Source organism: Methylobacterium sp. 10, assembly GCF_000519085.1.
Classification (GTDB): domain Bacteria; phylum Pseudomonadota; class Alphaproteobacteria; order Rhizobiales; family Beijerinckiaceae; genus Methylobacterium.
Genome location: NZ_KI912577.1, coordinates 631,344 through 643,287 on the forward strand (window position 1 = coordinate 631,344; position 11,944 = coordinate 643,287).

General features: G+C 66.2%; 12 protein-coding genes. 3 read left to right on the plus strand and 9 right to left on the minus strand.

The genetic code is table 11. The features are described 5' to 3' along the window. Window positions 1-26 precede the first annotated feature (26 nt). Entirely contained in the window at window positions 27-272 is a 246-nt protein-coding gene (locus K368_RS0102895; protein ID WP_027171083.1) for a hypothetical protein, read from the plus strand. 755 nt (window positions 273-1,027) lie between these two features. Beyond that, on the plus strand, window positions 1,028-2,326 hold the full coding sequence (locus K368_RS23750; RefSeq protein ID WP_245259478.1) for an alpha/beta hydrolase: 1,299 nt from the start codon (window positions 1,028-1,030) through the stop codon (window positions 2,324-2,326). Window positions 2,327-2,662: 336 nt separating this feature from the next. Here K368_RS23750 and K368_RS0102910 read toward each other — a convergent pair whose 3' ends face one another. Together K368_RS0102910 and K368_RS0102915 are read right to left on the minus strand one after the other, a co-directional pair. Continuing rightward, window positions 2,663-3,568, minus strand: a complete 906-nt coding sequence (locus tag K368_RS0102910; RefSeq protein WP_027171084.1) for a hypothetical protein — start codon at window positions 3,566-3,568, stop codon at window positions 2,663-2,665. 61 nt (window positions 3,569-3,629) lie between these two features. Then, window positions 3,630-3,959: a CsbD family protein gene (locus K368_RS0102915; protein WP_027171085.1), complete on the minus strand. Its 330-nt coding sequence runs from the start codon at window positions 3,957-3,959 to the stop codon at window positions 3,630-3,632. A gap of 313 nt (window positions 3,960-4,272) precedes the next feature. On the opposite strand from K368_RS0102915, the gene K368_RS0102920 reads away from it, so the two are divergent. Beyond that, entirely contained in the window at window positions 4,273-4,647 is a 375-nt protein-coding gene (locus K368_RS0102920; RefSeq protein ID WP_027171086.1) for a response regulator, read from the plus strand. 349 nt (window positions 4,648-4,996) lie between these two features. Here the strand turns inward: K368_RS0102920 and K368_RS0102930 are convergent, their stop codons facing one another. The 7 genes from K368_RS0102930 to K368_RS0102960 all read right to left on the minus strand — a co-directional run bounded on the left by K368_RS0102930 (window position 4,997) and on the right by K368_RS0102960 (window position 11,937). Next, window positions 4,997-5,392 (minus strand): acyl-CoA thioesterase, encoded by a 396-nt coding sequence (locus K368_RS0102930; protein WP_027171087.1) that lies wholly within the window; start codon window positions 5,390-5,392, stop codon window positions 4,997-4,999. Between the two features lie 26 nt (window positions 5,393-5,418). Further along, entirely contained in the window at window positions 5,419-5,934 is a 516-nt protein-coding gene (locus K368_RS23755) for an HAD-IA family hydrolase (protein ID WP_245259479.1), read from the minus strand. Between the two features lie 29 nt (window positions 5,935-5,963). Next, the gene (locus K368_RS27255; RefSeq protein ID WP_245259480.1) at window positions 5,964-6,092 is read right to left on the minus strand and encodes an HAD family hydrolase; all 129 of its coding nucleotides are present in this window, start codon (window positions 6,090-6,092) and stop codon (window positions 5,964-5,966) included. A 708-nt stretch (window positions 6,093-6,800) separates the two neighbouring features. Then, entirely contained in the window at window positions 6,801-7,061 is a 261-nt protein-coding gene (locus tag K368_RS0102940; RefSeq protein WP_027171088.1) for a hypothetical protein, read from the minus strand. A 244-nt stretch (window positions 7,062-7,305) separates the two neighbouring features. Further along, window positions 7,306-7,554, minus strand: a complete 249-nt coding sequence (locus K368_RS0102945; RefSeq protein ID WP_027171089.1) for a hypothetical protein — start codon at window positions 7,552-7,554, stop codon at window positions 7,306-7,308. 554 nt (window positions 7,555-8,108) lie between these two features. Continuing rightward, on the minus strand, window positions 8,109-8,657 hold the full coding sequence (locus tag K368_RS0102955; RefSeq protein ID WP_051439729.1) for a hypothetical protein: 549 nt from the start codon (window positions 8,655-8,657) through the stop codon (window positions 8,109-8,111). Between the two features lie 22 nt (window positions 8,658-8,679). Then, the gene (locus tag K368_RS0102960; protein WP_027171091.1) at window positions 8,680-11,937 is read right to left on the minus strand and encodes a CusA/CzcA family heavy metal efflux RND transporter; all 3,258 of its coding nucleotides are present in this window, start codon (window positions 11,935-11,937) and stop codon (window positions 8,680-8,682) included. Window positions 11,938-11,944 lie beyond the last annotated feature (7 nt).

Sequence of the window (11,944 nt, forward strand, 5' to 3'; positions counted from 1 at the left end):
TTGGCCGGATGCTGGTAGGATCAATCATGTCGATACGTTATGGGCTGGGCATCGTGCTCGCCACTTTCATGACGGGCGCTGCCTTGGCGGCTCCCATGTCACCCGAGGAGAAGGCTGTCCTGCAGCAGCAGTGTGCCGGGGACTTCACGACCTTTTGTGTCGGCCTGCCGCCGACCGACGGTCCCGAGACGCAAGCTTGTTTCCAGAAGAACATGTCCAAGCTGTCGCCCGGGTGCCAAGCAGCGATCAAGGCCTACCAGAAAAAGGGCTGAGGCTCGCCATAGCTTCTCTCCCTATGAGTGGGATGATTGGAACCGTACCGGCTTCAGGTCCGATCTGGACTGGAGCCGGTCGCGCACTGGACCGTGTGGAGGACGAGGCGCTGACTTAGCAGAGCCCGTAGCGAGTGGGGTTTCGCTGTTTATGCCTGCGTCGCCGTCGTCCTGGGGGCCGCGGTAGTGCTGACGATTGGTCGGGCGACCGAACGGGCGTCCGGATGAATACAGTATAAGAGCCTCCGAATGTCCGATATTCTCGCCTGCACTTCATAAGTCAACCGCAGCGGCGGCTTCCGCAGGTCTTAGCAGCACCGGTACATCCTGTTCTCCTTCACAGTGACCACAAAGGCCCGGCGACGCGCCTGAGTTCCATCCCATGGGCGAGACCATACGGACGGAAACTTTCCGCGGTCAGCCTTCTTCGATGGGCCCGGGTGGCTGCGGAGCCGGCAGCTCGACGGGCGGATCGATCTCAGGTGTCTGCGGCTCGGGGGTAGGGTCGCCGATGGGCGGAAGCGGGTCGTCACCTGGGCGGGGGGGTGCCTGACTGCATGTGCCTTGTTCCTCTCCAACCGGCCGCGTCCAGGGCGCCGCCCGTGACTAACGTGCGGGGCCCGCGATGGTCCCGCCTCCGGCATCGTCACCTGGGCGAAGCGCCCCGTCTAACCGCCGCAATCTGCGAGCACCCAGGACACACTTCGTTAACCGTGGGCGTGTCGCTCATGGCTTCTCACGGCTGGATCTGTTTGGTGGCGCTGGTGTTCGAATGGCTTGGTCGATGTGCGGGCGCAGGGCTCGCCGTCTCGGTGCTGGTTTCCCTGGCGGCCTGTGCGGGGCGTCCGACCGGGGTGCTCCTGCCCATCGCTGATGTCGGGCGGATTCCCGGCGCCTCGCGCGTCGACATGCTCGTGGCCACGACGCGGAAGTCCTCCGCCGACAGCGGAGTTCTGTTCTCGGGTGAGCGCGGCGACGCCGTCACCTACACCGATTTGTCCGTATCCATTCCGCCTGATGCCATCCGGCAGCCAGGGTCGGTACAATGGCCGAAATCCGTGCCGGGAAACCCGGCAACCGACTTCGTCGCCCTGCGCGCAGATCCGGTCGAGCGCGCGAACGTCGCCGCCTGGACCAAGCGTCCTCTTCGTGGCGCCGCGAAACGGCACGTCCTCGTGTTCGTGCACGGCTTCAACAACAAGTTCGCGGACGCGGTCTTCCGCTTCGCCCAGATCGTCCACGATTCCGGTGCCGAGGTCGCGCCGGTCCTGTTCACGTGGCCCTCGCGTGGCTCCGTGCTCGCCTATGGTTATGACCGGGAGAGCACCAACTTCTCCCGCAACGGACTTGAGACCCTTCTCCGGGATCTCGCCAAGGACCCGAACGTCGGGGAGGTGACGGTCCTGGCCCATTCCATGGGCAACTGGCTCGCCCTGGAAAGCCTGCGCCAGATGGCCATACGCGACCGGCGCATCGCCCCCAAGATCAGGAACGTCATCCTGGCAGCCCCGGACGTCGACATGGACTTGGCCCGCGCGGCCTTTCACGACATGGGCAAGGACCGCCCGCGCCTGACGCTGATGGTATCGGGCGACGACCAAGCCCTGGCTGTCTCCCGGCTGGTCTGGGGCGATAGCGTACGGCTTGGGGCCATCGACCCGCGGGTCGAGCCCTACCGGTCCGAGTTGGAGCGTGAGAACGTTTCGGTCCTCAACCTGTCGTCGGTGAAGTCGGACGACCCCCTAAACCACGCCAAGTTCGCCTCGGGCGACGTGGTGGCGCTGCTCGGCAAGCGGCTCGCCGACGGCCAGCCGATCTCGGACGGTCAGATCGGCATCGGCGACCGTCTGGTAAGCACGGCGGCCGGCGCCGCATCGACAGTGGCGACCGGCGCGGCCCTCGCCGTCGCGGCCCCCGTGGCGCTGATCGACCCGCAGACGCGCGAGACCTATGGCGAGCATCTGTCGAACGTTGGGTCCGGGATCCAGGACACCGTCGGCTCGACGGCCGACCTTGCCTCGGCGCCTATGCGGGCGGTCACCGGCGGACGATGATGGCCAACTCGCTCTATTGATCGACACGAGAAAGGCCGCCTTGGATACAGGGCGGCTTTTTTCTTCTCTATCCAGATCGGTGTTGGACCGTCGTCCACTACGGGAACCGTGAGACTGTACCTGATGGTCCCGGCCGGACGGTTCGCACGGCGACGGAGACGCGACGCTCCAATCAGTGGCGGCGTGTCGGCGCCGAGGCACGGCCACCGAAGCGGCGGCTGACGTATGCGATGACCTTCGGCAAGAGGAAGGCGGTGAGGAGCTTGCGGATCATTGTAATAGCCCTGGGTGAGAAGGTGCGGGCGGGGCCGACCCGAGCGGTCGACCCCCTTGGGATTAGGCGCGACGGGTCTCGTAACGCTCGGTGAGGCCGACGGAGGCGATGGTACCCAGACGGCCGCCGAGGAAGCCGGCCAGGGCGCCGAGGATCAGGGCCAGCGCGCCGTAGAAGGCGCCCTGGGTGGCGGCGGACTTGGCTGCGACCGCGGCGGCCTCGGCCTTCTGCTTGGCGGTAGCGACGGTCTCTTCGTACTGCTTCTTGTAGTCCTGGATCTGGGCCTTGGCCTGGTCGGCCGGGATGCCCTGGGCCTTGGCGAGGGCGTCGGCGGCACGGTTCTCGGCCTGGGCCTTCTGGGCCGGGTCACCCGTGAACAGTGCGCGGATCGCCGCCACCGCGGCATCCTTGGCCGCCTGCGGGTCCTGGCCGGCGGCTTGGTTGCGGACCGACTGCTCGATGCCGTCCAGGGGGGTCGTGATCTTGGACAGCGAGGGTGCCGCCGCCTGGGCCGCCGTCTGCACGGTGCCGCCAACGAGGGAACCGGCGCCGCCGAGGGTGCTGGTCACGCCCGAGAAGGCTCCGCCGATGAGGCCGCCGGCCGCCGAGGTCAGCAGGTAGAGGACCACGAGGGTGGTCACCGCCCAGGAGACCAGGCCGTGCAGTCCGGCGGCGGCCGTCACCGGCTTGCCCGAAAGGCGCCCGGCGATGAAACCACCTGCAAGAGCGGCTACGATGCCCGAGACGATGAACCAGATACCGGCGCTGAGCGACAGGGTCGAGGCGGCCGGATTGTCGGCGGCGTTCGCTCCGACGCTGGACAGGCCGATGCCGACGCCGACCATGTTCAGGATGACCTGGGTCACGAGGGCGGTGACGGCCCCAGCGAAGATGGCTCCCCAGGAAACCTGATTCAGGAGGACGGTGCGGGTATCGGCTGGGGCCGCGGCGGACGCGGTCGGAAGCATGGGGGAAGCGGACACTGGGCTACTCCGGAACGTGGGTGGTCTTTGAACGAAAGCGAGGTCGTTAAAGCTTGGCGACGAGGAGACCGAGGCCGAAGCCGACGAGACCCGCGACCAGAAGGGAGGCGTGCGGCCACTCGGTGGAACGCTCATGAACCTCGTGAATCTGACGCTTGCTATGGTCGTAGGCGTCCTCGGCGTAGTCCGAGACCTCGTCGGCGACGTTCCGGACGACATCCTTGGCCTGTCCGTAGAGGTTCTCCGCAGTCCCCTGGGCCTCCCGGACACGGCCCTTGACCGAGTGCTCCCTGGAACCGACCAAGTCGCCGATGGCGGCCTCGGCCTTTCCCCCAAGATTGTTTGCGGCACCCGTGATGCGGCTCGTATCAACCATGACGCTCTCCAAGTTTTCTTAGTCGGATGGGGATGCGACGTCCCGCGAGTTGCTCAGCGGTTCCGGCATGACGGGTCGAAACCACGTCACCACGATGCGTCGGCAGCGCAGCACAAACGAGTTGTGCGCAATCTTGTTCCGGTCAAGCTCGTGATTTCTGGTACGTACGCACTATTAGCCTAAGCGTGTGCTGCCGCGATTTCGCAGTTCGGTCGCAATGGCGGAACTGATTTCCCTGGACTTGCTTGGTCCCGACCAGGTTGCAGGCACAGATCGTGAGGCAACCTACCCTACACCCGAATGTTGTTCAGAGATGCCGAAGAAACGTTCGCCTGAAACATCCCGGGTCCTCGTGGTCGAGGACGATGATCTCGTCCGGTTGTGCGCCGTCGAGATGCTTGAGGATGCCGGCTTCATCGTGGTCGAGGCACGCCATGCCGATGAGGCATGGTTCGTCCTTCATGAGCGCATGGATATCGGCGTGCTGTTCACAGACGTCGACATGCCAGGAACGATGGACGGTGTGGCGCTCGCCGAGCGTGTGAATGATCACTGGCCGGACATCCGACTGGTCCTGACTTCCGGGCGCCATCGGTTTGCGGACCGCGAGGTCCCCGACCACGGTCTATTCGTTCCGAAGCCATACAGCACGGATCAGGTCATTGAGGCCATTCGCAACGCCGATTAAACCCTCGCCTGCCCTTGTTGATCGGCATGGCACAACATGACTTTTTTGGCTTCGCGGACGCTGGATCGAACCGCTAGTATGATGTTCGCCACGGGCATCGCTCGAACCAGTAACGAACGCGGAGTTGAAGGGCCTACTAAGCCGATCAACAATGCGGTCTACCGTCCGGAGGCACCCAGTCGATCTCACAGACGGTGAAGTACGCGACATCGGCCGGAAAGATGCGGATTACGTGATCACCATCAGCTTGGGCATGGCGTTTCTCGTGGACTTCGCGGCGCACGCCGACGGGGTCGCTCGCTTCATCTGAAAGGGGCTTGGCGGACCCTTCGCTCCGGGCGTCCGTTCATTATGTCTGCTTGTCATGAAGGGGGCGCGGCTTCCCCTCATCATCCAGCGCGACGCAGGTGAACACGTCTTTCGTCACCTTCTCCGGGTTGCTGCCGGTGCGGTCCCAGACCCAAACCTCGATCCTCACGGCCAAGGAGGTCTCGCCTTCTTCCTGGAAGGCGCAGTAGCAGCTCACCTCATCGCCCACTGTGATCGGCCGTAGAAAGGGCATCGCATCGATGCTCACCGTTGCCACGCGTCCCTGGGCCCGCTGAGCCACGAAGGTGCCACCGGCAAGATCCATCTGCGACACTGTCCAACCGCCGAAGATCGCACCGCCTGCATTCGTGTCGCGCGGCATGGCGATGGTGCGCAGGTGCGGACCATGGGAGAGGCGTAGGATCGTGTCGCCCATGACGGATGCTCCGCGAGCGCTAACATTCAGGCCTGCGACCCGACAAGCGGGGAGGTCACGCACTGGGCCAGCAGGTCCGCCGGATCCCGGCAGGTGGCGATGCAGCCGGACTGCTTCATCTCATCCGCCGTCCAACCGCCGCTGAGCAGCCCAATCGTGCGTATGCCCGCCTTGCTGGCGGCCTCCGCATCGTAGGGCGTGTCGCCGACCACAATGGCGTCATCGACCTCGATTCCTTCGAGCCGCTTCAGGGCATCCAGGAAGATGTCCGCGTTCGGCTTGCTTTCCTCGGCATCGTCGGAGGACGTCTCGGTGCTGATAAGGTCCTCGATGCCGGCGATCTTCTCATAAACCTTGAGCTCGTCTCCCTTGGCGGAAGAGGCCGACGCGAGCTTCTTCCCGTCGGCCAGCAAACGTTCGACGAACGCTCGGACCTGCGGCAAACCCTTGATCGTCGGCAGGTAGCGTTGCTTTAGGATTTTTGAGCGGTGCTTCTCCAGCACGTAGCCCTTCTCCACGATCTCGTCCTCGGACAGGAACACCGGGAGCAGAAGGTCGCCACCCTTGCTATTTACCTCCGAAGGTCTTCGAAGGGGCTGTCGTGGCCGAAGTCGCGGAAGGCGTCCTGCCAAGCCTGGGCGTGCTGGGGAACCGAGTCGATGAGCGTGCCATCGACGTCGAAGATCACTGCTGCGGGCATGAGACGCTTTTTTCCTCTACCCTTACGGAAGCGGTGGTTGGGGTCGCATGTTTCGGTTCGAGGACGCGACACAGCCACTGCGGCATGCCGGTGACGTGACGAGGCCGACGGTGAAGTTCGTTCGACACTCGTCCTCGGACCTGTCCGAGTCGTGGATGGGCCCCCCGTGGAAGACACGGCAGGGCCGGCAAGCGGAGTGGCGTAGCGAAGCGTGCAGGTTGTCGATCCACGCAGCGTTCCCACCCTCGGATTGCAATGATGCCAAGAGTGACCCTGATCCTGCAGCCCGGTCCCGCGGCCCTGACGGACGGCGTCGATGCGATCCTGAAGTCGCTCGGGCTCGGCTCCCTGAGGCCGTCCACCAGGGCCTGGCGGCTCGGCAGGCGACCGCGGGCCCATCGCCCTGGCGCCTCACCGATCGGCACCGCGCGCTTCTCCTCAAGGTCCCGGACGAGGGCTGGATCGAGGGCGCGCGTCTCGATGCGCGCTCGCTCGATGTCATGGTCCGACGCGGATGGATACAGCACGTGCATTCCGACCCGCTCGGCCGCCAGCGTCACGGCGGCTTCCAGCGAACGCACGCCGCCAGGGCCGCACTTGCCGCTGCGACGCCGCCACCCTGACGGTCACGCACGGCCCGGGGGGATCGGCACCCGAATCGATCGGGATGCCCTGAAACGAAAAGGGGCCCCGAAGGACCCCTGACGATCACATGCGGTGGTGGCGATGGCCGTGGCCATGCCGCATCATGCGCCCACGGTGATGGTGGTGGCGCATGCCGTGCCCCCCGTGATGGCGGTGGCGCATCCCATGCCCACGATGGCCGTGGCCGTCATGCATGCGGACGTCGACGATGCTCGTCGGGGCGTCGACGGCGCCGACCATGCCCGGGGTGGCCGAGGCGGGTGCCGCGATGCCGACGGCTCCAAGCGCGGCCAGAGCGGCGATTGCGAAAAGGGACTTCCTCATAGGGGCTTCCTCGTTGGTTGTTGGTGGCCCTTGGCCAAGCGCCGGCGAAGACAGGCACCGTTGGCGCAGGGCGACCTCCAGGAACGGCCTTGCTCCCGATAGGGTTCCGATGGGAGGCCACCCCGCGCCTCGCCGTAGTCAACGAAAGATTATCCTCCGTACCGCCGCATCCTGGCTGACGGAACCGTAAAAACCACTCCCGACGGACCCGCCCAGGGAATGGCGCTCTCCAACGGCTTGGGCCTCACCGGGCAGCGGTGCCCGCCGGTGGGTTGGAAGGGATGAGGTTCCTGTTCGCCCACGATGGATCGCCCTGCGTCCAGACTGCCGTGTGGAAGAGGCTGTGACAGAAGTAGACGCTGACCGGAATGCCCATGAGGGCGATCAGGAACGCAAGCCGGGCCGCCCTCAGGACATGCGGCCAGACCCGGCGTCGGCGACGCGTGCCCTTGCCACCCCAATCAGTGATGGTCCGTGCGGCCTTCTTACTCATCGAGGCGGAACATCGGGCGAGGCCGCAGCCCGGCCGTATCGAAGTCTGATGTGCGACGGTCCCGTCATGCGGTCGGAACGTCGTAAAGCGTTGGCGGAAGGCAATGCGGGATAACTCCGCTCCAACTCGTGCACCGGTCCCCAATGTCCTTGTGAGGGGCAGGCCAGGCATTATCTTGCATCAAGATGCGGATGAAACAGTGTGGGGTTGCGAAGCCGTGGCTTGGTACAAGAACGCGCAGAAGGTCGTGAAGTGTGAAGGCAGCGAACCGGTGTGGACCACCGATTACAAGCCGGGTGCCACGGTGCCGAGATCGGGGATCTATCGCTGTGGAATTGTGGAAAAGAGGTGACCTGCAATGCGGACGCCCCGTTCCCGCCCCAGAACCATCACCAGCATCCGCAGGCAGGCTCCGTACTTTGGCGCCTGATCCTCTGGACCAATACCTCCGGCGACGATCACCACGGCACCGTGTAGGGCCCGTGCCGACGGCGAGTTAGGAAGCCGGCGCGCCCGGGTGCGCTTGTTTCGGACACGTTCCAGGTCCTGATCCTTCATGGCCTGCCGGGACCGAGGAGCCGGGCGCCATGGTCCGCGGCGGGATAGCCCGTGGCCGCCTCGTGGGCAACCGAGCAGGATGCGTATCGCGGGCCTCGCGACATCATGGAGAGACGCCGTTCCTCAGGCGCCGCCTGCCGCACCGTGAGGAACACCTGCGCCGACGGCCACAGCGCATCCCCGGTGACGTCGTCCCTCCGCGGTCGGCCATGGCGCCTCACCCCTTCCCGCTCGATCGTGTCGTATCGCCCGGGCGGCTCCGCGTCGGACAGGGAGCGGCTCAGCGAGATGACCTGCTGAAGTCCCTCGTCCTTGCAGACCTCCAGGATGCCCCTGTCCGTGTCGGCGCCCGCCGCCAGAGCGCTGCCGTGGAAGTAGATCAGCGCCGTGACGTTCGCCTCCCGATCGACCATCGAGGGCCTCGGCACCTCCGACACGAGTCCCCACGACACGAGTCCCCAGGCGAGCCCCGGGGGATCCTCCCGGGCTTGGGCCGGGGACAGCCACCCGAACCAGAGAAGCACCGCGAAAACCTTGCCCTCCATGGCCTGTGCCCTTTTGCCGGGGCTACTCCGCAGCCTGGGGAATGACCGGACGCGTGCCATGTCCGGCCTGAGTGCCCCGGACCGTCTTCGGGGCGATGCCCCCCGCGAAGCGCGCATACAGCGCCGGCAGGACGACCAGCGTAAGGAGCGTCGCGGAGATGAGGCCGCCGATGACCACGGTCGCAAGGGGACGCTGGATCTCGGCCCCCGTCTCCGTCGCCAAGGCCATGGGCACGAATCCGAGCGACGCCACCAGGGCCGTCATCGCCACCGGGCGCAGGCGGGTCATGGCCCCTTCGAGGATGGCCTCGCGGCGCGGCTTCCCCTCCGCGATGAGCTGCTTGATGTAGGTCAGCATCACGAGCCCGTTGAGCACCGCCACCCCGGACAGGGCGATGAAACCGACGGCGGCCGGCACGGAAAACGGCATGCCCCGAAGCCATAGGGCCGCGATGCCGCCGGTCAGCGCCAGAGGGACCGCGCTGAACACCAGCAAGGCGTCCTTGGCCGAGTTCAGCGCTGAGAACAGCAGCAGGAAGATCAGGAAGAAGCACACCGGGACGACGACCATCAGACGCTGGCGTGCCGAGGCCAGGTTCTCGAACTGCCCGCCCCATGTGACGTAGTACCCGGCCGGAAGCTGGACCCCGGACGCGACCTTCGCCTGCGCCTCCGCGACGAGCGAGCCGATGTCGCGGCCGCGCACGTTGGCGGTGACCACGACCCGTCGGCGCCCGTTCTCGCGCGAGATCTGGTTCGGCCCCTCGGTGACGGAGAAGCTCGCGACCTGCTTCAGCAGCACCGACGAGGCCCGCCCGTTGACGCCCGGGGGCAGCGGCACGGGGATGTTCTCCAGGGCCTCGCGGTCCTCGCGGACCTTATCGTTCAGGCGCACGACGATGGGGAAGCGGCGGTCGCCCTCGAACACCATGCCGGCCTCCCGCCCGCCGATGGCCGCCCCGATGACGTCCTGGATCGCGGACGTGCTGAGGCCGAGGCGGGCGGCCTCGGTCTTGTTGATCTTGATCTCTAGGAACGGCAGGCCGGCGGTCTGCTCGACCTTGACGTCGTCGGCACCCTCTGTGCCGCGCAGGATGGTAGCGACCTGGTTGGCAGCCTTGAGCATCGGCTCGAACTCCTCCCCGAACACCTTCACGGCGAGGTCGCCGCGGGTACCGGCAAGGAGCTCGTTGAAGCGAAGCTGGATCGGCTGGGAGAACTCGTAGACGTTGCCCGCGAGCGCCCCGAGGGCCTTCTCGATGTCCTCCTGCAGGTCGGCCTTGGTGAGGCTCGGGTCGGGCCATTCCTCCTGCGGCTTGAGGATGACGAAGGTGTCGGACGAGCTCGGCGGCATCGGGTCGGAGGCCACCTCCGCGGTGCCGGTCTTGGAGAAGACGTAGGCGACCTGGGGGAATCGGCTGATGACCTGCTCGACCTTCAGCTGCATCGCCTGGGACTGGGTCAGGGAGGTCGACGGGATGCGTTGCGCGTTGAGCGCGATGCTCTTCTCGTCGAGTTGGGGGATGAACTCCTGGCCCAGCTTGGTGAACAGGAACCCGGCCCCGACCAGCAGCAGGAGCGCGACGGCGACGAAGGTCATCGGGACGCGCAGGGCGGCGCCGAGGACCGGCCGGTAGGCCGCCTTGATCCCGCGGATTATGAAATTGTCCTTCTCCGTGACCTTGCCGGTGATGACGATGGCGATCATCGCCGGCACGAAGGTGAGAGACAAGACGAAGGCCGAGACGAGGGCGATGATGACGGTGAGCGCCATCGGCTCGAACATCTTGCCCTCGACCCCGGTGAAGGTGAGGAGCGGCACGTAGACGAGGATGATGATGGCCTGCCCGTAGAGGGACGGCTTGATCATCTCCTCGGCCGAGGCGCGCACGGTTACGAGGCGCTCCTCCAGGTCGAGCTTGCGCCCGAGCTCGGTCTGCCGTTCGGCGAGATGACGGAGGGCGTTCTCGGTGATGATCACGGCGCCGTCGACGATGAGGCCGAAGTCGAGCGCGCCGAGGCTCATCAGGTTGGCGCTGATGCGGCCCTGGACCATTCCCGTCATGGTCATCAGCATCGACACCGGGATGACGAGGGCCGTGACGATGGCAGCCCGAATGTTGCCGAGCAGCAAGAACAGGATGACGATGACGAGGGCGGCGCCCTCGGCCAGGTTCTTGGCCACCGTTCGGATAGTGGCCTCGACGAGGACCGTGCGGTTGAGGACGGTCTGGACCTCGACGCCGGGCGGGAGCGTGCGCCGGATCTCGGTCATGCGGGCGTCGACCGCGGCCGCCACGGTGCGGCTGTTCTCGCCGATCAGCATCAGGGCGGTGCCGATGACGACCTCGCGCCCGTCCTCGCTGCCTGATCCGGTGCGCAGGTCGCGGCCGATCCGGACCTCGGCGATGTCGGAGATGCGGACCGGCACGCCCCCGCGCGTGGTCACGACCACCCCGGCGATGTCCTCCATGGTCTCCAGGCGGCCGGCGGCGCGCACGACGTAGCCCTCGCCGTTGTCCTCCAGGTAGCGCGCGCCCTGGTTGGCGTTGTTGGCCTCCAGCGCCCGGCCGATGTCGGCGAAGGACAGGTCAAGGGCCGTCAGCTTCATCGGGTCGGGCTGGACGTGGTACTGCTTGTCGAAGCCCCCGATGCTGTCGACGCCGGCCACCCCCTGCACGGTCTTCACCTGGGGGCGGATGATCCAGTCCTGGACCGTACGCAGGTAGGCGGTACGTGCGAGCTCCGTCGTGAGCCGCTGGCCCTCCGGCGTCAGGTAGCTTCCGTCCGATTGCCAGCCCGCCTTGCCGTCGGGGGAGACCTTGCGCTCCTCGGGCTTGGCGTAGTGGATCGACCACATGTAGATCTCGCCGAGGCCCGTGGAGATCGGGCCCATGTGGGGCTCGGCCCCCGGCGGCAGGGTCGACTTCGCCTCGCCGATGCGCTCGGCGACCTGCTGGCGGGCGAAGTAGATGTCGAGCTTTTCGGAGAAGACGGCCGTGACCTGGGAGAAGCCGTTCCGCGAGAGGGAGCGGGTGTATTCGAGGCCCTTGATACCGGCGAGCGCGGTCTCGACCGGGTAGGTCACCTGCTTCTCGATATCGACCGGGGAGAGCGACGGCGCCGTGGTGTTGATCTGCACCTGGTTGTTGGTGATGTCCGGCACCGCGTCGATGGGCAGCCTCGTCAGCGAGAATACGCCGAAGCCGGCCGCCAGCAGCGACAGGAGCACCACGAGCCAGCGCTGGTGGACGGAGAAGTCGAGGATCTTCGAGATCATGATGGCC

Bases quoted from the DNA above. Each gene is read 5' to 3' on its own strand.
- K368_RS0102895 (WP_027171083.1), top strand. From the start codon at position 27: ATGTCGATACGTTATGGGCTGGGCATCGTGCTCGCCACTTTCATGACG.
- K368_RS0102910 (WP_027171084.1), bottom strand. From the start codon at position 3,568: ATGCTTCCGACCGCGTCCGCCGCGGCCCCAGCCGATACCCGCACCGTC.
- K368_RS0102915 (WP_027171085.1), bottom strand. From the start codon at position 3,959: ATGGTTGATACGAGCCGCATCACGGGTGCCGCAAACAATCTTGGGGGA.
- K368_RS0102920 (WP_027171086.1), top strand. From the start codon at position 4,273: ATGCCGAAGAAACGTTCGCCTGAAACATCCCGGGTCCTCGTGGTCGAG.
- K368_RS0102930 (WP_027171087.1), bottom strand. From the start codon at position 5,392: ATGGGCGACACGATCCTACGCCTCTCCCATGGTCCGCACCTGCGCACC.
- K368_RS27255 (WP_245259480.1), bottom strand. From the start codon at position 6,092: ATGCCCGCAGCAGTGATCTTCGACGTCGATGGCACGCTCATCGACTCG.
- K368_RS0102940 (WP_027171088.1), bottom strand. From the start codon at position 7,061: ATGAGGAAGTCCCTTTTCGCAATCGCCGCTCTGGCCGCGCTTGGAGCC.
- K368_RS0102945 (WP_027171089.1), bottom strand. From the start codon at position 7,554: ATGAGTAAGAAGGCCGCACGGACCATCACTGATTGGGGTGGCAAGGGC.
- K368_RS0102955 (WP_051439729.1), bottom strand. From the start codon at position 8,657: ATGGAGGGCAAGGTTTTCGCGGTGCTTCTCTGGTTCGGGTGGCTGTCC.
- K368_RS0102960 (WP_027171091.1), bottom strand. From the start codon at position 11,937: ATGATCTCGAAGATCCTCGACTTCTCCGTCCACCAGCGCTGGCTCGTG.